This is a genomic window from Bradyrhizobium sp. RT6a, from assembly GCF_040547675.1.
Taxonomy (GTDB): domain Bacteria; phylum Pseudomonadota; class Alphaproteobacteria; order Rhizobiales; family Xanthobacteraceae; genus Bradyrhizobium.
Genome location: NZ_JBEPQC010000002.1, coordinates 768,356 through 793,110, shown reverse-complemented (window position 1 = coordinate 793,110; position 24,755 = coordinate 768,356). Strand labels below are relative to the sequence as shown.

Here is a 24,755-nt window from a genome sequence, read left to right as displayed (position 1 = left end):
CGATGCCGCGGACCGGTTCAGGACAATGACCGAGATCAACCTGCTCCAGCCGATGCACGCATCGACCAAGCGGAACTACGTTCAGCGGGTCGTCGAGCACGACAAGGCGGAATCCGCCACCGTCGCGCGGCAATGGGGATACGACTATTGGGACGGCGACCGCCGCTATGGCTACGGCGGCTACCGCTACGACGGACGCTGGCGCCCGCTCGCCCAGACCCTGATCGACCGCTACGGCATCAAGCCCGGGATGAGCGTACTGGATGTCGGCTGCGGCAAGGGCTATTTGCTCTACGAATTCACCCAGCTCGTCCCCGGCCTCACCATCGCAGGCATCGACATCTCCGACTATGGCATCGCCAACGCCAAGGAGGAGGTGCGACCGCAATTGAAGGTCGGCAGCGCCGTCGAGCTCCCCTACCCCGACCATAGCTTCGATCTCGTGGTGTCGCTCGGCGTGCTCCACAATCTTCCGCTCGAAGACGTCTTCCGCGCCGTGTCGGAGATCGAGCGCGTTGGACGCGGCGCCTCGAAATATCTGATGGTGGAATCGTTCCGCGACGAGCGCGAGAAGGCGAACCTGCTGTACTGGCAGCTCACCTGCCTGAGTTTCCATGGTCCGGAAACCTGGGCCTGGATCTACGACAAATGCGGCTACCGGGGCGACCATGGGTTCATCTTCTTCGAATGAAGCAACGGGCCTGCGCCGGCCGGCCTCGCTACGTGCGCAAAATCCCGAAGTGTACTATTCGGACGACGCCATCGTCACGGCAGACGACGCCACGATCGCGGAGCTGAAGCGCATCGCCGCAGGCAATCCGCGTCTGCGCAGCCGGCTGTGCACGCATCCCGAGCCCTCGTCCGGCCTGCACGAGATGCTGATCGTGCATCATCGCGAGGCCTATGTGCGGCCTCACAAGCATTTTGGCAAACCTGAATCGTTTCACTTGATCGAGGGCACTGCGCAGGTCGTGATCTTCGAGGACGACGGCCGCATTCGCGATGTGCTCGAGATGGCGCCGTACGGCAGGGGCGCGCTTTGCTATTACCGGATGCCCGAGCAGGTGTTTCACTCGATCCTGATCACCTCGGAGTGGCTGGTGTTTCACGAAACCACCGCCGGTCCGTTCGATCCCTCCCGCACGGCATTCCCCGACTGGGCGCCCGACGGCAACGATGTCGCCGAGGTCCAGAACTACGTCACGAAGGTTGGTGCGCTCGCTACGGAGCATCTGGCCCATCGCCATACTTCACGAGCCATTCCAGCAGAGGTTTCTACCGATGACTGACCATTGCCGCCTCTGCCATTCGACCAATTTGCGCCCGGTCATCGACCTCGGACAGATGCCGATTGCGCATCGGCTTCGGCACAGCCGCGACGAACAGGAGGAACGGTATCCGTTCGAGGTGCTGGCCTGTGGCGAGTGCGGCCTGCCCCAGATCGTCAAGCCGATCGATCCCGACATTCTGTACCGGCAGTTCAACTACAATTTCAGCAGCTGGAAGCCGGAGCCGCACCAGGTCGACGAACTCGACACCATCGCCAAATTCTCACCCCACCAATCCGTGTTCGAGATCGGATGCAATGACGGCCTGTTCATGGACAGGCTTCGCGAACGCGGTGCGAAGGTCTTGGTGGGCGTCGAGCCCAACCCGGTGTCCGGCAAGATCGCCCGCGAGCGTGGCATCAAGGTCTATGCCGACATGATCAGCCCGGCGCTGTGTCACGACGCGATTGCCCAGGCCGGCAAGTTCGACCTCGTCGTCTCGCGCCAGGTGCTGGAGCACATCGTCGATTTCGAGAACTTTTTCGACTGCGTGAAGATCGCGCTGCGCGACGACGGGCTGCTGTTCATCGACGTACCTGATTTCGCACCCGGCTCGACGGCGGGCGACCTCTCGGTCCTCTGGGAGGAGCACGTCAGCTACTTCACCGAGCCGACGCTGCTCGCGCTGCTGGCGCGCCACGGCTTCGAGGCGGTGTCGGTGAAGAAATACAATTTCAGCGGCGGCAGTTTCGCGATCGCAGCGCGACGCGCGACGCGCGACGTGGCGGCCCCGCCCGCGCCATCCGGCGTCGGCGAGAAATTCGGTCGGCGCGCCAGGGAGTACGGCGCGCGTCTTCGCCCGATCCTCGCCAAGGCCCGCGCCAACGGCGCCGAAATCGCCATCTACGGCGCCGGCTGCCGCGCCTGCACCTTCACCAATGCCCATGAACTCGGGGATCTCGTCGATCTCTCGGTCGACGACCAGAAAGAGCGCCAGGGCTTATTCCTGCCCGGGACCGGCATTCCGATCCGCCCGCCGGAGGACCTTGCCGGCAAGTCGAATCCGCTCGTCTGTCTTCTGGCCGTGAACCAGGAGAACGAAGACAAGGTCGGTAGCCGACTACGTGAAAACGTGAAGCGTCCGCTCCACATAGTTTCGATCTTCGCGCCATCGGACATCTGGAGCGAGCTCGATCGCCTCGATGCGCCCGCAGGGTTGCAGCATGGCTGAGGACAAACTCTTCAACTATTACGAACGTCAGGACGTCCTGCCGACGTTCGGGAATTTCAAATCCGCCGCCGAACTCGAAGCCTATGCCGGCCTGCGGCGCGAGTTGTTTTCGGACAAGCTGGTGCTGCCGCCGCGGTTGTTCCGCGACGCCGAAGTGCTCGAATTCGGCCCTGATTCCGGCGAGAACGCCCTGGTGTTTGCGGGCTGGGGCGCGAACATGACGCTCGCCGAACCGAACCGGCATGCGCACGCGAAAATCCAGGCTTACTTCGCGCATTTTAACCAGGCCCAACGTCTCCGCGAACTCGTGTCGTTCGACGTCGAAGGCTTTCGCAGCGATCGTCGTTTCGACATCATCGATGCCGAAGGATTCATCTATACGGTACAACCGACTGAAAATTGGCTCGGCATCTTTCACCGGCTACTCAATCCGGATGGGTACGCCGTCGTTTCCTACTACGAGCGCTACGGCGGCTTCTTCGAACTCGCGCTCAAGGCGATTCATGCGGCCGGCAAGGCACTGACGGGCCGTCCCGGACTCGAAACGGCGAAGCTGCTGTTCTACGCGAAATGGAACAGCATTCCGCACACGCGCAGCTTCGAATCCTGGCTGATGGACGTGCTCGAAAATCCTTTCGTCCGGCACCGCTACTTTCTCGACGCGGGAGCCCTGTGCACGGCGGCACATGAGCAGGGGTTCGACATCCATTCGGCGTGGCCGGCCTATCGCGACAGCCTGGACGTCTACTGGCACAAGAAGGTTCTCTCCGACGACGAGAAGCTGCGGCGCGCGACGCGCCACCTCGGCCGCAGCCGTTTGAGCTTTCTCGGCGGGCGGAAGCTCTATCTGGCCGGCAAGACCGAAGCGGTCGAGGCGATCTCGGCTTCGATCGAGACACTGGTTGTCGATGTCGATGCGATGATCGACGATCCCTTCGGCGGCAGCCTGCCCCGTGTGATCGCGAACCTCGCTTCGCTGCGCGAGACGATACCGGCGACGGATGTTCTCGCCGACGATGCCTCCGACATCGATGCCATCATGGCGACCCTCGACAGTTTCCATCGTATCTTTGTCGCGATCGGGCGACGGGACGTGTCCACAGTCACCGCTCTCACCCAATCCGACCAGGCGTTCATCAACACCTGGGGACAGCCGGCACATTTCCTCGTTCTCCGGAAACGCTTGGAGGGATCCTAGCAAGTGAGGCCGAGCATTGGCATCATCGGAACGGGCATGGTCGGTCAGATGTGCCACCTCGCCAATTTCGTCGCCAACCCCGCCTGCCGCGTTGTCGCGATCGCGGATCTCAGGCCTGATCTCGCCACCGCAGCCGCGCAGAAATTCGACATCGCGCGGGTCTACGGCACGCACCGGGAGCTGCTGGCGGACAGCGAAGTGTCGGCCGTCGTCGTCGTGACGAAGCGTCGCGCCACCGGCCCGATCGTGCTGGATGCGTTGAGCAGCGGCCGCCATGTGCTCTCGGAAAAGCCGATGGCCTACACCACGGCTCAGGCCGTTGCACTGGCCGAGGCGGCGCGGCGGCACGACCTTGTCTACAGCATCGGCTACATGAAGCGTCACGATGCCGGCGTGGCGCGCGCGCTGGCCGAGTTGACGCGCCTGCGAGCGGATCAATCGCTTGGACGCATTGTCGGCGCGCGAGGCTGGTGCCTCGGCGGCAGCACGGGCCGGTCGCAGGACAATTTCGTCATGACCGGCGAGGTACGGCCGGACGGGCTCGAGCTCTGGCAGGACGGCCCCGACTGGATGCCGGGCGCGATGCGACCCGGCTACGACAATTTTCTGAACGTGTTCAGCCATATCATCAACCTCGCGCGCTACGTGCTCGGATCGTCACCGGCGGTCGCCGAAAGCACCATTGCGACCTCGGGCGCGGCGTCCGTGACACTCGACTTCGACGGCGTCGCCTGCGTGCTGCAACTCGCGAATGAATCCGAAGGCGTTTGGCGCGAGGGACTGAGCATCAAGTTCGAGCGGGGCGCGCTGACCATCGAATTGCCCCCGCCTTTTGCCGAGCAGGAGGCGGAGGTCATCCTCGATCAGCAAGGACAACGCACGCAATTGCCGCGCGACACCAGTTGGGCGTTTCGGCGCCAGGCTGATGCATTCGTCGCCGATATCGTGGAACAGAGGACGCCGCTGGCTTCCGGCGCGGATTCCGTGGCCGACATCGCCCTTGCGGAGGCGATCTGGCAACGGCAGGTCAGCGGCTAGGCTGTCGCCGTCCGGCGACAATATCCGGGCGATAGCTGATCGCCGACGTCCCAGTTAAGTGTTTGATTTCGCTGGCAGGAGTGGCAGGGCTCGAACCTGCGACCCCCGGTTTTGGAGACCGGTGCTCTACCAATTGAGCTACACTCCTACGGACCCTGCGTTGCCGCGCGGATCAGGCCGCTTTGAAGCACAGGGGGCGGCCGGATTGCAAGGCCGGATTGCAAGGGTGAAGCGCGCTGGCTTCGCTTGTTTGTGCCGCGCCTTCTGGGCCACAGTCCGCTCCGAACAATAATAAGCAACCGGGAGTGCCCATGACTGCCCAAGCCTCTGCGACTGCCCAAGCGTCCGTTACAGCCGCCCACCGCCCGTCGACCGCGCCGAAGACCCCGCATCTGCCGGAATCCCGCCCCGAGACGCTCGGGCTGTCGCGCCCCCGTCTCCATGCCATGTCGGAGGCCTTCAAGCGCGAGATCGACAAGGGAACCGTGCCGGGCGTCACCGTGCTGGTGGCACGGCACGGCCAGGTCGGCTGGTTCGAGGCGCTCGGCATGCAGAGCCCGACGGACTCGGCGCCGATGGCGCATGATTCGATCTTCCGCATCTTCTCGATGACCAAGCCGATCGTGTCGGTCGGCATCATGACGCTGGTCGAGGATGGGCACCTGATTCTTGCCGACCCCGTCGCGAAATTCATTCCGGAGTTCGCCGACCAAAAGGTCGGCATGGTCAGCGGCGGCAAGCTGGAACTGGTTCCGCCAAAACGCCCGATGACGGTGCAGGACCTGCTCCGCCACACCTCCGGCCTGACCTACGAGCACCAGGGCGACGGCCCCGTGCACAAGATCTACCAGGACTCGCGGGTGCGCAGCCGCAAGATCACCAATGCCGAGCACGCCGCCCTGGTGGCGAGCTTCCCGCTGGTCTGCCATCCCGGCGACGAGTTCAACTACAGCCGCTCCACCGACATCCTCGGCCGCATCATCGAGGTGGTCAGCGGCAAGTCGCTCGGCACTTACCTCACTGAGCGCATTCTTACCCCCTTGCAGATGGCCGAGACCGGCTTTGCGACAGCCGAGGCCAATGTCGGCCGGCTCGCCGAGCCGTTCGCGGTTGATCCCTGGACCGGCGACAAGGTCGCGCTGTTCAACATGCTCGAGCAGCCGATCATGGAGTCCGGCGGCGGTGGCCTCGTCTCCACCACCATGGACTATGCTCGCTTCGCACTGATGCTGCGCAATGGCGGCACGCTCGACGGCAACAGGATCATCGGCCGCAAGACGCTGGAGCTGATGGCCTCCGATCATCTCGGACCTCACGTCGTGACCAACGGCACTCTGCTGTCACCCGGCCATGGTTTCGGCCTCGGCTTCGCGGTGCGCCGCGAAGCCGGCATCGCGCCCTTCCCCGGCAGCGTCGGCCAGTTTTTCTGGAGCGGCATCGCTGGGACGTTCTTCTGGATCGATCCGAAGGAGGATCTGTTCGTCGTATTCATGAGCCAGGGCCCGGGGCAGCGCGATTTTACGCGAACGCTGGTGCGGGATCTGGTGTACGCGGCGGTGGATTGAGACGGCGCCGCTATACGCGGCGCTGCATCCACATTTTCGCTGTCATGCCCCGGCTTGACCGGGGCATCCAGTACTCCGTGTCGGATGTGGTGAGAGCGAGCTCTCCAACGAAGGCCGCGGAGTACTGGATCGCCCGCCTTCGCGGGCGATGACACCTACTGGGGCCTCAACTGATCGTGGCGCCGCCGTCGATCACCATGGTCTGGCCGGTCATGAAGTCGCCGGCCTTCGAGCCCAGGAACACCGCGGCGCCCGCGATCTCGTCGGGGACGCCGATGCGCAGCAGCGGCGAACGCGCGGTCGAGGCTTTCAAATTCTCCGGATTGTCCCACAGCGCTTTCGCGAAATCGGTCTTGATCAGACCGGGCGCGATGCAGTTCACGCGGATGTTGTGCGGGCCGTATTCGCAGGCCAGGTTGCGCGCGAGCTGCATGTCCGCGGCCTTCGAGATCGCGTAGGCGCCGAGGATGGTCGAGCCTTTCAGGCCGCCGATCGAGGACACGATGATGATCGAGCCGTCCTTGCGCTCGATCATCTGCGGCACCACCATCGAGATCAGCCAGTTATTGGCGACGATGTTGTTGTCCAGAATTTTCCTGAACTGATCGTCGGAGATGCCGGCGAGCGGGCCGTAATACGGGTTCGATGCGGCGTTGCAGACCAGCACGTCGATCTTGCCGAAGGCGCGGTTGCTCTCGTCGATGAGGTTTTGCAGGTTTTCCTTCGAGGAGATGTTGGCGGCGATCGCCACCGCCGTGCCCTTGCCGAACTTGTCGTTGATGCCCTTCGCGACCTGGTCGCAAACGTCGGCCTTGCGCGAGGAGATCACCACCTTGGCGCCGTGCTCGGCCATGCGTTCGGCGATCGCAAGCCCGATGCCGCGCGTCGAGCCGGTGATGACGGCGACTTTCCCCTTCATGTCGAACAAGGTCATGCTTCTCTCCCAGAGTGCGTTTTGATTGCTTGAAGCTTACGCCGCGCCCACGCGACCAGGCAATTGCTCAGGCGAGCTTCTTGACTTCCGGTCCCGCGGGTTGATGCATCGCCGCATGCGCGTCGTCCGCGATCCACGGCTGCTGGTTCACCATTGGCAGACGCCAGACATTGCGCTCGGGACTTGCGAAATAGTCGAGCCGCGTCACCGAGCAATTGTCGATATCGAACGCGAGCCCCCGCTCCGGCTGATTGTCGAGCGCCAGCCCCAGCGCCGCCTTGATGGTGCCGCCATGTGCAACCGCGATCACGTCCTGCCCGGCTGCCTCGACATTGATCCGCTCGATGACGCGGCGCGCGCGATTGTAGAGATCCATGAAGCTCTCGCCGCCGGGCGCGGGCTCGTTAATGTCGGCGAACCAGCTCGATCCGACGGGACGGCTGGCGATGAACTCGGCGCGGTTCATGCCCTGCCAGCGGCCGAGGTTTTGTTCGGCGAGGTCCGCTTCCCATTGCATCGATGCCGGCCTCGGGAAGCCGGCCGCCCAGATCGCTTCGGCAGTCTGATGCGTGCGCATCAGATTGCTCGAATACCAGACCGCCTTGCGTGGCAACACCTTGGCAACAGCATTGAAGACGTAGGTATCGCTGGTGTCGCAGGCGAGATCGGACTGACCGTAGATGTTGCCGCCGTCATTGCGCACGGGCGCGTGACGGACCCACCACCAGCGTGTCGTCACCACTTTGGGCTTGTCTGCACCTGCCATCGAAACCCTTCCATCCCGTTTGATGTCGCTGTACGTCAGTAGTGAACGTGTCTCAAGACACTTTACCGTTTGAAATCTTGTTTGAAATTCCGTCGCGCGGCAAGCGTCGCGTGCGAACCAAAGGGAGAAATCGCATGGGCCGTCTGCAAGGCAAATCCGTCATCATCACCGGTGCCGGCAGCGGCATCGGCCGCGCCGCCGCGCTGCTGTTCACCAGGGAAGGCGCCAAGCTGATCGCGGTCGATCGCACCGAGGCGGTGAAGGAGACGGTCGACGAGGTGAAGAAGGCCGGCGGTGTCGCGGAAGCCATGATGGCGGACGCGGGCTCCGAGAAGGACGTCATCGCCGTGATCGACAAGGCGGTGAAGACGCACGGGCGGCTCGACGTGATCTGGGCCAATGCAGGCGTCTCCGGCGGACTCGTTCCGCTCGGCGAGCAGACCGTCGAGCAATGGCAGGAGGTCTTGCGCATCAATCTGATCGGGCCGTTCCTCGCAGTGAAGCATGCGATGCCGCACATGGTGAAGCAGCAGTCCGGTGCGATCGTGCTGACCGCGTCCGTCGCGGCCCTCAAGGCCGGCGCCAGCGGACATCCCTATGCCGCGAGCAAGGCCGGCGTCATCTCCCTGGTGCAGACCACCGCCTATTCGCTCACCGGCACCGGCGTGCGCATTAACGCAGTGTGCCCGGGCCTGATCGAGACCGGCATGACCAAGCCGATCTTCGACCGCGCCAAGGAGCGCGGCACCGCCGACAAGATCGGTCAGCTCAACCCGCTCAAGCGCCCCGGCCAGCCGCACGAGCTCGCCGCGATGGGATTGTTCTTGGCCAGCGACGAGGCGTCGTATGTCAACGGCCAGGCGTTCCCGGTGGACGGCGGCCTCACCGCGTCGATGCCGTATACGGGAAAGCCGGTTTAGCAGGCGGGTTCTCGCCTCTGTCTTGCACGGCACCGCCAGATTCTCAGCGTCGTCCCGGCGAAGGCCGGGACCCATACCGCGAGGTCTATCGGCTTGCGCACGGTGCCGATCCCGGACAACTGGTCTTCGCAAAACTCTCCCTGTGGTTATGGGTCCCGGCCTTCGCCGGGACGACGTTGGGGAGATAGTGCGCGCCTCCATCAGCACCGTCATTGCGAGCGCAGCGTCGCGCTTCAATTCGCAATCCCATTTGCAGACACACCTTTGCCCTCTCGCGGCTCATTGCGCCCGAGCTTTGCTTGGTCGTCTCACCCTCAAATGAAAGAGGGCGCAGGGAAGACCGGGTGCCGGCTGGCACCCGCGGTCCACTGTGCGAGATTGTCGTGAACAAGATTGCACAGCGGCATACAGGTGAAGCCCAACATCCGGCCTTCCCTGCGCAGTGGCTTTACGGCTTATGTCGCGCTCTCCCCGGGGAGCGATGCACTATTGCCCCCGTCGCCTTGCGGATGGCTGATGCGTGTGCCCGGTCGGGTCCCCACATCACCGCAACGCTTGACGCACAGACCCCGGGCGTCAGGACCACACGATTTTACCGTACGCCGATCACACCGGTCGTGTGCGCGACGCCTTCACTCACGGTTGCCCGCCCTGCGAAGCCGTTCGCGCCGATGTGACTAACGTCCACCGCCGTCCGGCCCGCGTTCGTGACGATCGCGATACGCCCCTCTTCCTTGGGCCGGGTTGCCGCGACACATACGCGCTTTCCGAATTTCGGTAAAGTGGAATATTTTTTGCAGTGAGCGTTGACCGACAATTGGGGTGTTTTGCCCGACAGGCAATACAACGTCTCGTGGCCCGGATGAGCGAAGCGACATCCGGGATTCCGACCACGGGCTGTCCCGGGTATCGCTTCGCTCACCCGGGCTACGGGACCGACATGTTGATTTGCTCACAGGAGCCCGACATTGGTATGGTTCGTGCAAGCATCTCAGCTTCCAACCCCCTGACAAGAACGTGAAAATGCCGAGCTCAAGACCCGACCGTATTCGCAAGCTGCTCGCCGACCTCGTCGGCTTCGACACGATCAGCGATCGCTCCAACCTGCCCCTGATCGCGCATATCGAGAGCTATCTCGCCACGCTCGACGTCAAGAGTGAGCGCATCGTCGACGAGACCGGACAGAAAGCCTCGCTATGGGTCACCATTGGACCCGAGGACCGCCCCGGTCTAGTGCTGTCGGGACATACCGACGTGGTGCCTGTGGTCGGCCAGGACTGGAGCCACGATCCGTTCAAGCTGATCGAGCGCGACGGCAAGCTCTACGGCCGCGGCACCACCGACATGAAGGGATTCGTCGCGGTGTGCCTCGCCATGGTGCCGGAGATGCTGGAAGCGAAGCTCGCAACGCCGATACATCTGGCGATCTCCTATGACGAGGAGATCGGCTGCGTCGGCGTGCGGCCGATGCTGCGCGAGGTCGCGAAGAAACGGATCAAACCGCTCGGCGCCTTCATTGGCGAGCCGACCGAGATGAAAGTCATCATCGGCCACAAGGGCAAGCATGGCGTGCGCGCGACGTTCAAGGGGCTCGCCCGCCACTCCTCGATCGCGCCTGACGGCGTGAATGCAATCGAATATGCGGCCGAGCTGATCGTCGAGATTCGACGGCGCGCCGTGGCGCTCGCAGCCGTACGAGCGGCCGACAGCCTCTACGACGTCCCGCACTCGACGCTGCTCACCAGCATCGTGCATGGCGGCGCCGCGCTGAACATCGTGCCGGATACTTGTACGGTGGATTTCGAATGCCGCGGCATCGGCATCACCGAGTCGCGCGAGGTCACGGATGCGATCGTCGCCTGGGCCAAGGCGGAGATCGAGCCCGCGATGAAGAAGCAGCATCCGGAGTGCGGCATCGATTTCGAGGAGATCCTCGACTACCCTGCCCTCGACACGGCGGCCGATGCGCCTATCGTCACGCTGGCCAAGAGCCTTGCGGGGCGCAACGATCACGCCAAGGTCGCCTTCGGCACCGAGGCAAGCCTGTTCGCCAGCATGGCCGATACCCCGTCCGTCGTGATCGGCCCCGGATCGATCGCACAGGCGCACACGCCGGACGAATTTGTGGAAATGGCGGAGCTGGAGAAATGTGCTGGCTTCGTGGAGAAGCTGATCGCGCATTGCGTGAAGGGGTGAGGCTTCTTCTCGTCATTGCGAGCGAAGCGAAGCAATCCAGAATCGTTCCGCGGGGGCAGTCTGGATTGCTTCGTCGCAAGAGCTCCTCGCAATGACGGGAGTATGTGGGGCAGCGCGTATCCCACGTGAGCGGTGCGCCTCAGCGCTCCTGCAATGCCAGCCGCACGCCGATCGCGCAGTAGATGGTCCCGACCACCTTGCCCTGCCATTTCACGACGGCTGGATGGCGGCGTAGCAAATTGCCAAGGCGACCGGCGCCGACGGCGAACACCAACGTGCTGACGAGGCCGAGCAACACGAAGACAGCGCCGAACAGCGCGAGCTGCAGCGTCGTCGAACCGTGCTCGGGACGGACGAACTGCGGCAGGAACGCAAGGAAGAACAGCGCGGTCTTCGGATTCAGCACCTCGGTCAGCACGGCCTGCCGGAATGCCCGCGCTGCGCTGATCGCGGGCGCGCCGCCATTCACCTCGAGCGGCGTCTTGTCGAGCATGGCGCGAATGCCGAGATAGATCAGGAAGCCTGCGCCTGCGTATTTGACAACGCTGAACAGGAGCGCCGACGTTGCGATGACCGCAGAGAGGCCGACTATTGCCATTGTGGTGTGGACCACGTCACCGGCCGCAATTCCCGCCCCCGTCGCGATGCCGACCCTGGTTCCCGAGCTTGCGGCGCGCGCCATGGTGAGGAGTGTCGCCGGTCCGGGAATGAAGACGAACCCGAGGACGATAAGGATGTAGGTGATGAGCGTGGTGTGGTCGATCATGCGGACATCTCTCTCGTCATTCTGTCTCGTGTCCCGGACACGAGAGGAACGCAAGCAAAGGCGCGGCCGCCGGCCGCGCCTTCGGATTCCTTAAACCGCCCCCGCCTTCTGCGCGTATTCCCACGATGCCTTCGACAGCGGCACGGTGCGCTTGGCTGACTCTAGCGCCTTGGCATTCGCCGCGGTGCCGTCGCGGACGCGGCCGGCGATGCCTTGCGTGATGCCGGCGAGGCGGAACAGGTTGTAGGCGAAGTACCAGTTGAGATCAGGGACCGTCATCTTGGTGACGTTGCAATAGATCTGCGCGGCCTCTTCCACGGTCGGAATGTTGAGCGCCTTGAGGTCGGCGCCGTCCAGGCCGGGCATGACCCACTGCATCAGCAGATAGGTGAAATCGGCCATGGGATCGCCGAGCGTCGACAATTCCCAATCCAGCACGGCCTGCACGCGTGGTTCCGTCGCATGGAAAATCATGTTGTCGAGGCGATAGTCGCCGTGGACGATCGAGACGCGCGCCTGCTCCGGCACGGTCTTCGGCAGCCATTCGGCGACCTTCTCGAACTCCGGAATGGTCTGGGTCTCGGACGCGCGGTACTGCTTGGTCCAGCGGTCGATCTGGCGCGCGAAATAATTGCCGGGCTTGCCGAAGTCGCCAAGACCGATCGCGACGGGATCGAACATGTGAAGCTTGGCCAACGTCTCGATCTTGCTGGTGAAGATCTTTCGACGATCTTCCGGCGTCTGGCTCGGCAGCGTCGGATCCCAGAACACCCGGCCGTCTTCCATCGACATGATGTAGAAGGCCGAACCGATGATGCTGTCGTCCTGGCACAGCGCATAGGCCTTGGCGACCGGAAAACCCTGTTTTCCCAGCGCCGCGATCACGCGATATTCGCGATCGACCGCATGCGCCGACGGCAACAATTTGCCGAACGGCTTTCTGCGCATCACATAGGAGCGGTTCGGCGTGTCGAGCCGGTAGGTCGGGTTGGACTGGCCACCCCTAAACTGGAGGACGACCAGCGGTCCCTCATAGCCTTCGACGCTGTCGCGCATCCAGGCTTCGAGCCGCATCTCGTCGATACGATGACGCTCCTCGACGGGCTTGGTGCCCGAGAATTCTTCGTCTTTCCTGACGCCGTCAGCCACGATGACGCTCCCTCTTCAGTCCGAACATGATCCTAATCGGTAACCCCCAGCGCACTTGCGTCAAGCGGTCATCCGATCACGGATCATGTTCTGTCGTTTCTTCAAATCGGGAGCGCCAGCATGCTCTCCCGCTTAATGACTGGAAGAGTTTGCATACTTCCGAACCTCGAGCCTGGCAATGGCGCGATTGTGCACCTCGTCCGGGCCGTCGGCGAGACGGAGCGTGCGGATGTGAGCGTAGTCCTTGGCAAGGCCGGCTTCGTCCGAGACGCCTGCACCGCCGAAGGCCTGGATCGCCTCGTCGATGATCTTCAGCGCCATGTTGGGAGCTGCGACCTTGATCATGGCGATCTCGGCCTGCGCGGTCTTGTTGCCGACCTTGTCCATCATATCGGCGGCCTTGAGGCACAACAGCCGCGTCATTTCGATGTTGGTGCGGGCTTCGCCGATGCGCTGCTCCCACACCGAATGCTCGACGATCCGCTTGCCGAAGGCGGTGCGCGAGGTGAGCCGCTTCACCATTTTCTCCAGCGCCTCCTCGGCCTTGCCGATGGTGCGCATGCAGTGATGGATGCGGCCGGGACCGAGACGGCCCTGTGCGATCTCGAAGCCGCGGCCTTCGCCGAGCAGGATGTTCTCCTTCGGCACCCGCACGTTCTCGAGCAGCACCTGGGCGTGGCCATGCGGCGCGTCGTCGAAGCCGAACACGGGCAGCATCTTCTCGACCTTGATGCCGGGGGTGTCGAGCGGAACCAGGATCTGCGACTGTTGCTGATGCTTGGCCGCCTTGAAATCGGTCTTGCCCATCAGGATCGCGATCTTGCAACGGGGATCGCCGACGCCCGACGACCACCATTTGCGGCCGTTGATGACGTAATGGTCGCCGTCGCGCGCGATGCTGGTCTCGATGTTGGTGGCATCGGACGAGGCCACGGCCGGCTCCGTCATCAGGAAGGCCGAGCGGATCTCCCCGTCCATCAGCGGACGCAGCCATTTGCGCTTCTGCTCCTTGGAGCCGTAGCGCATGAACACTTCCATATTGCCGGTGTCGGGTGCGGAACAATTGAAAACTTCCGAAGCCCAGGAGATGTGGCCCATCTGCTCCGAGAGCAGCGCGTATTCGAGATTGGTCAGTCCCGCGCCGCGGAATTCGTCGTCCTCATGCTCGTTCGGCGGCATGAACATGTTCCAGAGGCCTTCGGCCTTCGCCTTCTTCTTGAGGTCCTCGAGCACCGGGATCACCTTCCAGCGTTCGCCGCTGCGATCCTGCTCATCATAGACCGGCACCGCCGGGCGCACGTGCTTGGCCATGAAGGATTGCACGCGGTCGAGCCATTCCTTCTGCTTCGGCGACAGATCGAAATCCATGGGACGCTCCTCGTCTTTGCCAATTTGTTTTGGCGAACTTGTTTTGCGCCGCACTGTCCACCCGCATTGTGCGACCCGCAAGTGCGAATGCACGACTTGCGGACGCTGCGGAACCGGTTCGCGCGTTGGCGAACAAGTCCCGATTGCGGATTGACTTTCCCGGCCTTCAAACGATAGTTTCATACAACTGTTTGAATTGCAACTCCCTCCCCGAGGGGCTCCCATGGCCAGCGATCATACCCGGACTGCCATTCTCGCCGCCGCCGAACGGCTCTATGCCGATCGCGGGTTCGGCGACGTGACGCTGCGCGACATCGTCGCGGAGGCCAATGTCAACCTCGCGGCGGTGAACTATCATTTCGGCTCGAAGGACGAGTTGATCGCGGAGCTGTTCGTGACACGCTCGATCGCCACCAACCGCGAGCGTTTGCGCGAATTGAAGGCGGCGGAAGAACAAGGCGGCGGCCGCGCGCCGATCGAGGTGATCCTGCATGCCCTGGTCGGCCCGACGCTGCGCGGCTGCCTTGGCCCCGAGAACCAGCGCTCGAGCGCGGCGCGCTTCATGATCCGCGCCTCGATCGAATCCGTGCCGCCGATCCGCCGCATCAAGAACCGCGAGATCGACCATTTGCGGAAATTTGCCGGCGCGATGCGAAGGTCCCTGCCCGACCGCAGCGACGTCGATATCTATTGGGGCCTGAATTTCGCGCTCGCCATGGCGCACCACACCATCCGCGAGAGCGAGCGGCTGACGAAATTGTCGGAAGGCAAATGCGATCTCGACGACGTCGATGACGTGGTCGCGCGCGTCGTCAGCGTAGCGACGATGGCGCTGACGGCGGGACGGACAGAGGCGAAGGCGCCGTCAAGGGTGGCGGCACGCTAACTCACATCATCGCAATGCAGTCGATCTCGACGTCGAAGGGGCCGAACCATTCCGGCGTGCAGACGAAGATCCGCGCCGGCGGATCGTGCGGGAAATAGCGCGCATAGACGGCGTTGAACGCAGCGAAGTGTTTGGTCGAGGTGCAGTAGACGTTGCACTTCATGACGTTGTCGAGGCTCGCGCCCGCCGTCTGGAGGCACAGCTTCATCTGCTCCATGACGAGCTCGCTCTGCCGTTCGATCGGCACTTCCGCGATCTCGCCCGTCTCGCGGTCGAACGGCGGCAGACCGGCGACGAAGATCATGTTGCCGGCGCGTGTGACCGGCGAGACCGGAGCGTTCCGGCGGTCGAGGAATGTCGAGATCGGTTCGACGCGGAGCGCTTCACGTTTCAATTCAAGTTTCACGGGCGGCCACCTTCGATGCAAGCGAGATGACGGCTTGCTACATCATCGTGCAGCCGTCATGCTTCGCTTCCGATCGAAGTGTGCCTGCCGAGCCGCCTAGGCGTGCTGCGGCATCTCCTCGGCCTCTTCCTTGGCGAGCAGCAGCAGCATCTCGATGCCCATGTCGCCTTCCTGCGGCGAGCGGATGAACTTTATTTCGTCAGCGCTTTGCCGCAATGCGGCAACGATCGCGACGGCCTGATTGGCCGTTGCCGCCTCGGTCGCCAGAATTGCCTTCTGGTTCTTGGCCTGAAACCCGATCGTGTAGGACATGCGTTCCCTCCCCGGACTGAGTGGACCGATCGAATCTGAGTCGCGCGCGGAGCGGAAGCCTCTGTGAGTACGGACCGGGATTATCTGGGGATGGCCCGCAAGCCTCAGGCAAGCCCGAGCATCGCGCGGGCCTCGGCGGCGGTCGCGACGCTCGCCCCCAGGCTCTTGAGGATGCCGGCGGCATGCGTAACCAGCTCGGCATTGGTCTTCGCCAGCACGCCCTTGGACATATAGAGATTGTCCTCCATGCCGACGCGGACGTGCCCGCCGAGCAAATAGGCCTGCGCCACCATCGGGAATTCAGCGCGGCCGATCCCAAAGCCGGACCAGATCGCGCCCGGCGGCAACAGGCTGCGGGCATAGAACATCGTCTCCGGCGTGGCGGAGAAGCCGTACTTGACGCCGAGCACGAGCGAGAACAGGCCCGGTCCCTTCAGCGTGCCGTCGGCAAAGAGATCGCGGGCGAGGTGGCAGTCGCCGGAATCGAACAGCTCGATCTCCGGCAGCACGCCGACCACCTTCATCTGCTCGGCCATGATGCGGACGTTGCGCGGGGTGTTGATCACGACCTCGCCGCCCGAATTCATGGTGTTGAGGTCGAGCGTGCAGATGTCGGGCTTGAGCAGCTCGATGTGCTCCACGCGCTTTTCGGGCGGCAGCAGCGTGGTGCCAGGACCGGCGACGCGGGGGTCCTCGATCGAAGGCACGAAGCGACCGCCGGGGCCGGTCGTGAGGTTGATGACGAGACTCTTGCTGCGGGCGCGAATGCGATCCACGACATCGCGATAGAGATCGATCTCCATCGAGGGCCGCCCCGTCGCGGGATCGCGGACATGGATATGGGCGATGGCGGCGCCGGCTTCGGCCGCTTCCAGCGCCGATGTCGCGATCTGCTCGGGCGTGATCGGCAGATGCGGCGACTGCTCGGGCTTTGTGAGATTGCCCGTGATGGCACAGGTGATGATGGTCTTGGATGAAGTCATGCGTGCTGTCCCTTGCCAGTCAACGAGCAGCTAGATGATACCCTGCTGCTTCAGCGCCTCGATCTTGCCGGCATCGTAGCCGAGCTTGCCGGCGAGCACCTCCTGGGTGTGCTCACCGAGCAGCGGCGGGGCGCGGTAATCCTTGATCGGGGTTTCCGAGAGCGTCAGCGCGTTGCGGATCAGCGAGAGATCGGGCTGGAAGGGATGGTCGACCTTCACCCGCATGCCGCGCGACTGGACGTGCGGATCCGAAAACACCTGCTCGAAATTGTTGATCGGGCCCGAGGGCACGCCGGCCTCCTCCAGCTTGTCTAGCCAATAGGCCACCGGCTGCTTCAGGAACAGGCCGGCGAAGATCGCCATGATCTCCTTGCCGTGCACGACGCGGTCGTTGTTCTTGACGAAGCGCTTGTCGCTCGCGAGCTCGGGCGCGCCGAGCACGGCGCAGGTGCGCTGGAACTGGCCGTCGTTGCCGACCACCAGCATCAGCTCGCCGTCGGTGCATCGAAACACGCCGGCCGGCATGCCGCCATTGCCCCAGGTGCCGCGGCGCGGCGGCGTCTTGCCGTTGACGAGGTAGATCTGCAGCCAGTGCGACAGCGACGCGATCACGGTGTCGAACAGGCAGACGTCGATGTGCTGTCCCACGCCGTCATTGGCGTCGCGATGGTAGAGCGCCGAGAGAATCCCGATCGAGGTGTTCATGCCGGTCATGTAGTCGACGATCGACGGGCCGACCTTCATCGGGCCCTCGCCGGGCTCGCCGTCGATATGGCCGGTGACGCTCATCAGGCCGCCCATCGCCTGCAGGATGGCGTCATAGCCGGCGCGCGGCGCGTAAGGCCCCGTCTGACCAAAACCGGTCACCGAGCAATAGATAATGCCGGGATTGATCGCCTTGATGGTCTCGTAGTCGAGGCCGTAGCGCTTGAGATCGCCGACCTTGTAGTTCTCCATGAAGACGTCGACGTCCTTGGCGAGCTCGCGGATGATCGCCTGCCCCTCGGGCTTGGCGATGTTGACCGTGACCGACTTCTTGTTGCGGTTGGCGCAGAGGTAAAACGAGTTGTTGTTGTTGGCCTTGCCATCGGGGTCGGTCAGATAGGGCGGGCCGAAGGCGCGCGCGTCGTCACCGGTGCCCGGCCGCTCGATCTTGATCACCTCCGCGCCCAAATCGCCCAGCATCTGGGCCGACAAGGGCCCGGCAAGTACGCGGGTGAGGTCAAGGATCTTGATGCCTGAGAGCGGCAGGGCCGACATGTCGAATTCCTCCGGGAACTGGATATTGGCGCGGCGGCGAGATCGCGGGACGCGCTCCCTGCGGATACACCATTTTGGCGGTCCGAGCACTGCACTGGCGGCATACGGCTATCCCCCACCCGTCCGGCGCAGGTCACCCGCGCGGTGAATTCCGCAGCGCGAATATTCTCAGGTCGCGGCCGCTGCAGCCACCTGCGGCCGCCGGCGGCCGAGCAGGACCAGGATCAGCACCGTGGCGCAGGAGCAGACGAAGGTGAGACCGAGCGCGCCGCGGCTGCCGAACTGGGTGAGCAGGCCGACAAGGAGCGGCGGCGAGACCGCGGATGCGAGATTGAGCGGCAGCGCGATCATCGACATCGCCTTGGCGAACTCGGTCTGATCGTAGAACACGAGCGGGATCGTCGCCCGCGCCACCGCCATCGCGCCGCTGCCGGCACCATAGAGCAGGATGAAGGCCGCAACCGCCCAGGTCGCGCCCTCGCTGGTCATCAGCAGCAGCATGGCGACCGGGAGCGCCGTGCCGGCAACAAGCCCGGTCGTGATTCCATCCCACCGTCCTCCGCCGAGAAAATCGAGCCCGCGGGCGCTGACCTGGATCACGCCCAGCATCGAGCCGAACGCAAGCGCCTGCGCCGGGGGAAGCCCCTCTGCCCGGAGCAACTCGATCATGATGGCGCCGATGCCGAAATTGACGAAGGCATTGAGCGTGATCGCGGCGACGACGAGGCTGAACGTGCTCCTGGGAATCGCAGGCGGCGGCGAAGGCTTCACCGGCTCACCGCCACGATCACCGACGATTTTCCGGCGCGGTGCAAAGAATGCATAGAGCGGAAGGTTGATGACGAGCATCATGGCCGCATAGACGAGGCACGTCCCGCGCCAGCCGAGCAGACCGCTGAGGAACGATGTCGTTGGCCAGAAGATGCTGCTCGACAGGCCCGTCACCAGCATCAGCGCGCCAATCGCGTTCTTGGCCTGCCGCCCGGCGACCTCGTTCAGCATGATATAGGCGCCGGTCGAAAGTGTGGCGCTGCCGGCGATGCCGAGGACAATCCAGGCCGCGAAATACAGCAACGGCTCGCGCGCGAGGGACAGCAGGATGAAGCCCGGCACGGTGAGGACCGTGCCTGATATCATCACCTTTCGTGCGCCGTGCCGCGCAAACGATTTGGCGAGCCAGGGCGCGCACAGCCCCATCGACACATAGAGAACGGACGTCCCGGCGAACACCGCCGGCAGGCTCATGCCGAGATCGGCCGCGAGATCGCGTCCGACAATGGCGGGAAGACCTATCGTACCCCACCCGACAAGCTGGGAGACCGCAAGCACCAGCAGGACCCCGATGAGCCTGCTGTCAGATTTCAGAAACCGCATTCCAACCGTCGCCTGCCCGCCAGGCGCCGATCACGCCCCTGACGCCAGTCTTACCCGGAGACTCAGGGCACGGAAACGCCGGTCGTCGAATGGCAGCAGGCGGCCGGGAGCATGTCAGGAGGCGGCAGGAGCTCCCTCTCCCGCGAGCCCGAGCAGGGATCGCGCCTCGGCCGCAGTCGCCACGCGCCGGCCGTGGCGCGCGACAGCCTCACTGGCGATGGCCACGAGCTCCGCGTTGCTGGCGGCGAGGCGTGCCTTGTCGATCCTGATATTGTCCTCGAGCCCGGTGCGGACCGCATCGGCGCCCCGCGCCAGCGCCCAGCCCATGACCTCGGCCTGGTGGCGTCCGATCCCGGCTGCCGTCCACGTCGCCTTCGGGATCAGCCGCCTGAGCTCGCCCAGCAGGATGTCGAGCACATGCTCGTCCGCGGGCATGGCGTTCTTGACGCCCATGACGAACTGAACGTGCGGACGCTGGTCGATCAGCCCCGCCTCGATCAGACGGCGGGCGCCATGCAGATGCGACAGATCGAAGATTTCGATTTCCGGCCGGATGCCATTCGTCTTCATGCCGGTGGCGAGCATCTCGACCAGCGCGGCGCCGTTCTCGTAGACGATGGTCGGAAAGTTCACCGATCCCGTGGACAGCGAGGCCATGTCCGGCTTCAGGTAGAGCGACGATCCGCGCGCCGAGGGATCGCGGCCCCGCCCGCCGGTCGAGAACTGAACGATCATGTCAGGACAGTGCTTCCTGATTCCCTCCTGCACCAGAGCGAAACGCTCGGGATCGGAGGACGGCGTCTCGTCATCGTTGCGAACATGGATATGGGCAAGCGTGGCGCCGGCTTCGAAGGCCTGGTGCGTCGACTCGATCTGTTCGGACGGCCGGATCGGGACCGCGGGATTGTCCTTCTTGCGCGGAACGGAGCCGGTGATGGCGACAGCGACGATGACGGGGTTCATTCTGCAACCTCATGATGATCGCGCTCGCGCGCGAAATTCGAGCAGGCAGTTAGGTAACGCCTCACACCCCGCCGCTGCAACCGTCCTCGATCGCAGCGGCATGGCTTCCTTGCGTACCCGTCAGGTCGGAATTGCGGCCGCACCGCTCGCCACCTCCGCACGCTGCCGCTCATAATCGGCCCGCGGCATCGGAACGGCCTTGGGATTGCCGAGGTCGTCGATGCTGACCCGATAGGTCTCCCGGGCCGTGACGGCCGCCAGCGCCGCGATGACAGTGATGCCGAAGGCGATCGCCCCCACCGTCAAGGGAATGTTGGCCGAGCCGGGAGGCGCCACGGTCGCAAACAAGGCCGGAAGCAATGCGGTGATGGTCGTGCCGATGTTCTGCGAGATCGCCATCGCCGACACGCGGGTGCGGGTCGGAAACAGTTCGGGGTAGAAGCTCGGGAAGATCGCGTTGTAGCCCTGATAGACCACGCCCCACATCAAGAGCGACAGCAGGATCGCCAGCGGCACGTTCCTGATGCTGATGGCATAGAGATAACCGAAAGCCAGTACGCCCGAGAGCAGCGCTCCGACGACGATCGGAGGCTTGCGGCCGACCTTGTCGGAGAGATTGCCGACGAAGGGAATGACGAACACGGCCAGCATGTTTCCGAGCACGGGGATCCAGAGATAGACGTCCTTGGCAAAACCGATGCCGTAGGCTGGCTGCACCGCATAGGCCGCACCGAAGATGGTCGCAACCACCGGGATGACATTCATCAGAGCCATGCAGATGACCCTGAGCATGTCGCGCCAGCTCAGTTTGATGGCCTGGACGATCGGCGCCCGCGGCGTTTCTCCGCGTTCGCCCTCGCGGGCAAAGGCAGGGGTCTCGTCGACTTCGCGACGAATGATGTAGCCCGCGACGATGACGAAGAAGCTGAGCAGGAAGGGAATCCGCCAGCCCCAGCTGTTAAAGGCCTCGGTCGGCATGTAGGCCGCCAGCGGCAGGAACACCGCGGCCGCGAGAATTTGTCCGGCCTGCACGCCCTGGAGTGCAAAACTTGCATAGAAGCCGCGCCGGCCGAACGGCGCGTGCTCCAGAATCATCGAGCTCGCGCCGGAGATCTCACCGGCCACGGCAAATCCCTGCACGAGGCGCAGCATGACGAGCAGGATCGGCGCCAGGATACCGACCTGATGATAAGTCGGCAGGATACCGACCGCCATGGTCGAGATGCCCATCAGGAACATGCAGACGATGAGAACGGTCTTGCGGCCATGGGTGTCGCCCCAATGTCCCAGCACGAAGGCGCCGATGGGACGAGCCACATAGCCGACGCCATAAGTCGCCAACGACGCAACGATCGCGACGGTGGGATTCTCCGACGGGAAGAAGACTTGCGGGAAGATCAGCGACGCGGCGGTCGCGTAGATGAAGAAGTCATAATATTCGAGAGCTGACCCGATCCAGCCGCTGGCAGCGGCCTTCCTGGACTGACTCATGTGTCGGATCGCAGTCATCTCAAGATTCCTCCCTTGGGTTTTGCTGACGTCCCGTTGACGGGCTTCGCTCAAAATTGGGCAGCACTCTCCGGTCGCTCTGCGGAGTTTCGCGAGCGCTTGTCATTGCCGATGGGTGTCTGCTTGGTGGCGACGATAGGCTTTCGCCGGGCTAACACAATTACCCAGTTATGCGACAAACCTAACATGATGTTATTTGCGCGCGAGACGTCCCGGCGAACACCGCCGGCAGGCCGAGATAGGCCGCGAGATCGCCTGCGACGATGGCGGGAAGCCCTATTGTCTTACCCCCGGATGCGACGACCGGGAATGACGGTTCCGAATGGCCCGGCCGCGCCAGCCGCGGGGCAGCCGTCAGGCTGTATGGCCGGGATCGACGTGCTTCGGCGTTTTCTTATCGCGTTGGGGCGTCATCTTGGCCGGATCCGGCGCATCCGGCACCCCGCGCGGCCCGAGCTGATCACGCTGAATGTCGTCTTCGGAGCGGGAGGGCTCAATGCCGTTCGGCTCACGGGGCTTGGTCATCGCAGGCTCCTGAAGTGTTCTGCTCAAAGTGTCTCGTCAAATTCCCAGCGCGTTCTCGCCGGCTTCGCGGCCGGGCACGCTGACATGGACTTCGTGTCCCTCGCGAAGCGCCAACGACGCTGCGGCAACCGCCGATTCGAAGGCCGCTTCCTTGGTGGAGTATCTGTTCTTGACGTCGCCGTCGTGCAGCACGCCCCATTCGTCCTGCACCGGCACGATCGTGTATTGAGCAAGGCCCATGGTATAACTCCTCGAGATCTAGCGCTGCGTGAGCTGCGGGTGCGCCGCCGTCACGCGCCAGACCGTGTTGCCGCTGTCATCGGCGACCAGCAGCGCCCCGACCTTGTCGATGGCGACACCAACGGGCCGCCCGCGCGCGTGATTGTCGTTGTTGAGGAAGCCGGTGACGACATCCTGCGGCGGGCCGCTCGGCTTGCCATCCGTGAACGGCACGAACACCACCTTGTAGCCGTTCAAGACCTGCCTGTTCCAACTGCCGTGCTCGCCGATGAAGGCGCCGCCGCGATAGGCGGCCGGCAGACTCGCGCTAGTGTTGAAAGCCATTCCAAGCGGCGCGACATGCGAGCTCAGCGCGTAGTCAGGCACGATCGCTTTGGCGACGAGGTCGGGCCGTTGCGGCTGGACGCGGGGATCGACATGCTGACCGTAATAGCTGTAGGGCCAGCCATAGAAGCCGCCGTCCTTCACCGATGTCATGTAGTCCGGCACGAGATCGGGACCGAGTTCGTCGCGCTCGTTCACCACCGTCCACAGCGCCCCGGTCTGCGGCTCGAAGCTGAGGCCGTTGGGATTGCGCAGGCCGCTCGCGAAGATGCGCCAGCGGCCGCTGGCACGGTCGATCTCGAGGATGGCGGCGCGATTGTGCTCGGCCTCCATACCGTTCTCGGTGATGTTGCTGTTGGAGCCGACGCCGGCATAGAGCTTTGAACCGTCGGGGCTCGCGACCAGGCTCTTGGTCCAGTGATGGTCGATCGGTCCGCCCGGCAGCGGCGTCAGCACCGTACCCGGAGCGGTGATCTTCGTGTCACCCTCCGTGTACGGATATCTGACGATCGCATCGGTGTTGGCGACATCGAGATCGTTGCCGACCAGCGCGACGCCGAACGGCGAGTTGAGATGGTCGAGGAAGACGCTTTGCGTATCTGGCACGCCGTCGCCGTTGCTGTCGCGCAGCAGCGTGATGCGGTTGCTCTCGCCGGTGTCGCCGCCGGATGTCGCCCAGGACTCGATGTATCCCATCACGATTTCCTTGGGCCGCTTGATCGGAGCGCCCTTCGGCGCCTTGGATTCCACCACCAGCACGTCGCCATTGGGAAGCACGTAAAGGAATCGCGGATGCTGCAGGCCGGTCGCAAAGGCCTTGGCCTGCAGGCCCTGCGCAACGGCCGGGGTCTCGTCCTTTTTCCAGCCGACGATGCGCGCGATGTGCATCGGCGGCAGCAGGTATTGCTGGATGTCGGGCAGCGTCGGGTTGGCGCCGATTTGCGCCTTCGGATCGCCGCTGCCGTCATTGCAGCCGGCGAGACACAGCAGCGAGGCGCACAACAGCGCCCGAGCGATTGCGGAGTTCATCGCGCAACTCCTACGCCGTGGCGATACACCATGGCCCAGCCGAGCCAGCCGGTGACCGGCAGGATCAATACGGTGATGGCTGACAGAATGAGCCCGGTCGGCCACACCGAGGTCCAGGCATCGCGCGTGTGGATCAATGCATTGACGATGGCGAGGAGCAGCGCCAGCGCGTTGCCGATCAGATGCGGCCAGGCCGGCGGCTGCGCCCGCACCAGGCGGTTGCCGAGAAAATCGGTCAGGCCGGCGATGGCGGCGAGCACGCCGAAGATGACGCCGACCACCAGAAGCCAGGCGGAAAAATCCGCCCACATGATCTCGGCACTGACGACATAGGCGATGTCGGTCAGCAGCGCTCCGATGAAGCAAGCGATCGGGATCGGCACCAGCATCGGATGAATCGGATGGCCTGCGATTTGCGCGGTCGAGCGCACACGCAAATTGTCTTGCACGGTTGGCCTCTTGTCAGATCGCCGCCCCTCCCCGGTGGAAAACACCCGCTTCCAGCGAAGGTTCCTGATGGTGGACCACGGCGCCGCGGTGCCTCA

Annotated in this window: 25 protein-coding genes and 1 tRNA gene; 9 read left to right on the top strand and 17 right to left on the bottom strand. The window is 63.9% G+C overall.

The genetic code is table 11. The features are described 5' to 3' along the window. The first annotated feature begins 25 nt into the window (after positions 1–25). Genes ABIC03_RS13570 through ABIC03_RS13550 form a run of 5 tightly spaced genes read left to right on the top strand, consistent with a single transcriptional unit; the run spans position 26 to position 4,735 of the window. Positions 26–691 (top strand): class I SAM-dependent methyltransferase, encoded by a 666-nt coding sequence (locus tag ABIC03_RS13570; protein ID WP_275168124.1) that lies wholly within the window; start codon positions 26–28, stop codon positions 689–691. Then, positions 669–1,289: a WbuC family cupin fold metalloprotein gene (locus ABIC03_RS13565; RefSeq protein WP_354058697.1), complete on the top strand. Its 621-nt coding sequence runs from the start codon at positions 669–671 to the stop codon at positions 1,287–1,289. Before ABIC03_RS13570 ends, ABIC03_RS13565 begins: the two co-directional genes overlap by 23 nt. Further along, on the top strand, positions 1,282–2,499 hold the full coding sequence (locus ABIC03_RS13560) for a class I SAM-dependent methyltransferase (protein ID WP_354058696.1): 1,218 nt from the start codon (positions 1,282–1,284) through the stop codon (positions 2,497–2,499). Before ABIC03_RS13565 ends, ABIC03_RS13560 begins: the two co-directional genes overlap by 8 nt. After that, positions 2,492–3,697, top strand: a complete 1,206-nt coding sequence (locus tag ABIC03_RS13555; RefSeq protein WP_354058695.1) for a class I SAM-dependent methyltransferase — start codon at positions 2,492–2,494, stop codon at positions 3,695–3,697. Before ABIC03_RS13560 ends, ABIC03_RS13555 begins: the two co-directional genes overlap by 8 nt. 3 nt (positions 3,698–3,700) lie before the next feature. After that, complete coding sequence (locus ABIC03_RS13550; protein ID WP_354058694.1) at positions 3,701–4,735, top strand: Gfo/Idh/MocA family protein; 1,035 nt, start codon at positions 3,701–3,703, stop codon at positions 4,733–4,735. Between the two features lie 72 nt (positions 4,736–4,807). Here the strand turns inward: ABIC03_RS13550 and ABIC03_RS13545 are convergent. Beyond that, a tRNA-Trp gene (locus ABIC03_RS13545) sits at positions 4,808–4,883 on the bottom strand. A 163-nt stretch (positions 4,884–5,046) separates the two neighbouring features. On the opposite strand from ABIC03_RS13545, the gene ABIC03_RS13540 reads away from it, so the two are divergent. Continuing rightward, on the top strand, positions 5,047–6,300 hold the full coding sequence (locus ABIC03_RS13540) for a serine hydrolase domain-containing protein (RefSeq protein WP_354058693.1): 1,254 nt from the start codon (positions 5,047–5,049) through the stop codon (positions 6,298–6,300). A gap of 166 nt (positions 6,301–6,466) precedes the next feature. Here the strand turns inward: ABIC03_RS13540 and ABIC03_RS13535 are convergent, their stop codons facing one another. After that, entirely contained in the window at positions 6,467–7,234 is a 768-nt protein-coding gene (locus ABIC03_RS13535) for an SDR family NAD(P)-dependent oxidoreductase (RefSeq protein WP_027518618.1), read from the bottom strand. A 67-nt stretch (positions 7,235–7,301) separates the two neighbouring features. Continuing rightward, positions 7,302–8,000, bottom strand: coding sequence for a histidine phosphatase family protein (locus ABIC03_RS13530; RefSeq protein ID WP_354058692.1), 699 nt, complete (start codon positions 7,998–8,000; stop codon positions 7,302–7,304). 134 nt (positions 8,001–8,134) lie between these two features. On the opposite strand from ABIC03_RS13530, the gene ABIC03_RS13525 reads away from it, so the two are divergent. Both ABIC03_RS13525 and argE read left to right on the top strand, forming a co-directional pair. Further along, on the top strand, positions 8,135–8,920 hold the full coding sequence (locus ABIC03_RS13525; RefSeq protein WP_354058691.1) for an SDR family NAD(P)-dependent oxidoreductase: 786 nt from the start codon (positions 8,135–8,137) through the stop codon (positions 8,918–8,920). 1,023 nt (positions 8,921–9,943) lie between these two features. Beyond that, positions 9,944–11,116, top strand: a complete 1,173-nt coding sequence (gene argE / locus ABIC03_RS13520) for an acetylornithine deacetylase (RefSeq protein WP_354058690.1) — start codon at positions 9,944–9,946, stop codon at positions 11,114–11,116. A gap of 139 nt (positions 11,117–11,255) precedes the next feature. On the opposite strand, the gene ABIC03_RS13515 is transcribed toward argE, so the two are convergent. The 3 genes from ABIC03_RS13515 to ABIC03_RS13505 all read right to left on the bottom strand — a co-directional run bounded on the left by ABIC03_RS13515 (position 11,256) and on the right by ABIC03_RS13505 (position 14,399). Further along, entirely contained in the window at positions 11,256–11,882 is a 627-nt protein-coding gene (locus ABIC03_RS13515; protein WP_354058689.1) for a LysE family translocator, read from the bottom strand. A 90-nt stretch (positions 11,883–11,972) separates the two neighbouring features. Continuing rightward, positions 11,973–13,031, bottom strand: a complete 1,059-nt coding sequence (locus tag ABIC03_RS13510) for a phosphotransferase family protein (protein WP_354058688.1) — start codon at positions 13,029–13,031, stop codon at positions 11,973–11,975. Between the two features lie 132 nt (positions 13,032–13,163). After that, positions 13,164–14,399, bottom strand: coding sequence for an acyl-CoA dehydrogenase family protein (locus ABIC03_RS13505; protein WP_275168169.1), 1,236 nt, complete (start codon positions 14,397–14,399; stop codon positions 13,164–13,166). 223 nt (positions 14,400–14,622) lie between these two features. Here ABIC03_RS13505 and ABIC03_RS13500 point away from each other — a divergent pair, with 223 nt between their 5' ends. After that, entirely contained in the window at positions 14,623–15,285 is a 663-nt protein-coding gene (locus tag ABIC03_RS13500; RefSeq protein WP_354058687.1) for a TetR/AcrR family transcriptional regulator, read from the top strand. 1 nt (position 15,286) lies between these two features. On the opposite strand, the gene ABIC03_RS13495 is transcribed toward ABIC03_RS13500, so the two are convergent. The 11 genes from ABIC03_RS13495 to ABIC03_RS13445 all read right to left on the bottom strand — a co-directional run bounded on the left by ABIC03_RS13495 (position 15,287) and on the right by ABIC03_RS13445 (position 24,659). Continuing rightward, positions 15,287–15,679 (bottom strand): RidA family protein, encoded by a 393-nt coding sequence (locus ABIC03_RS13495; RefSeq protein ID WP_354059646.1) that lies wholly within the window; start codon positions 15,677–15,679, stop codon positions 15,287–15,289. 108 nt (positions 15,680–15,787) lie between these two features. Next, a complete protein-coding gene (locus ABIC03_RS13490; protein WP_007602925.1) occupies positions 15,788–16,003 on the bottom strand; it encodes a hypothetical protein in 216 nt (71 codons plus the stop codon). A gap of 104 nt (positions 16,004–16,107) precedes the next feature. Continuing rightward, a complete protein-coding gene (locus ABIC03_RS13485) occupies positions 16,108–16,986 on the bottom strand; it encodes a beta-keto acid cleavage family enzyme (protein WP_354058686.1) in 879 nt (292 codons plus the stop codon). Between the two features lie 30 nt (positions 16,987–17,016). Next, positions 17,017–18,246, bottom strand: a complete 1,230-nt coding sequence (locus ABIC03_RS13480; protein ID WP_275168173.1) for a CaiB/BaiF CoA transferase family protein — start codon at positions 18,244–18,246, stop codon at positions 17,017–17,019. 168 nt (positions 18,247–18,414) lie between these two features. After that, positions 18,415–19,620 carry an MFS transporter gene (locus tag ABIC03_RS13475; RefSeq protein WP_354058685.1) on the bottom strand — a complete coding sequence of 402 codons (1,206 nt, stop codon included), beginning with the start codon at positions 19,618–19,620 and terminating at the stop codon, positions 18,415–18,417. A 114-nt stretch (positions 19,621–19,734) separates the two neighbouring features. After that, entirely contained in the window at positions 19,735–20,583 is an 849-nt protein-coding gene (locus tag ABIC03_RS13470; protein WP_354058684.1) for a 3-oxoadipate:acetyl-CoA acetyltransferase, read from the bottom strand. Positions 20,584–20,703: 120 nt separating this feature from the next. Continuing rightward, complete coding sequence (locus ABIC03_RS13465; protein ID WP_354058683.1) at positions 20,704–22,092, bottom strand: MFS transporter; 1,389 nt, start codon at positions 22,090–22,092, stop codon at positions 20,704–20,706. 354 nt (positions 22,093–22,446) lie between these two features. Further along, positions 22,447–22,617 carry a hypothetical protein gene (locus ABIC03_RS13460; RefSeq protein ID WP_219683770.1) on the bottom strand — a complete coding sequence of 57 codons (171 nt, stop codon included), beginning with the start codon at positions 22,615–22,617 and terminating at the stop codon, positions 22,447–22,449. A 36-nt stretch (positions 22,618–22,653) separates the two neighbouring features. Next, a complete protein-coding gene (locus ABIC03_RS13455; protein ID WP_007611681.1) occupies positions 22,654–22,857 on the bottom strand; it encodes a hypothetical protein in 204 nt (67 codons plus the stop codon). An 18-nt stretch (positions 22,858–22,875) separates the two neighbouring features. Next, complete coding sequence (locus ABIC03_RS13450; RefSeq protein WP_354058682.1) at positions 22,876–24,210, bottom strand: PQQ-dependent sugar dehydrogenase; 1,335 nt, start codon at positions 24,208–24,210, stop codon at positions 22,876–22,878. Continuing rightward, on the bottom strand, positions 24,207–24,659 hold the full coding sequence (locus tag ABIC03_RS13445; protein WP_354058681.1) for a DUF2231 domain-containing protein: 453 nt from the start codon (positions 24,657–24,659) through the stop codon (positions 24,207–24,209). Before ABIC03_RS13445 ends, ABIC03_RS13450 begins: the two co-directional genes overlap by 4 nt. Between the last annotated feature and the right edge of the window lie 96 nt (positions 24,660–24,755).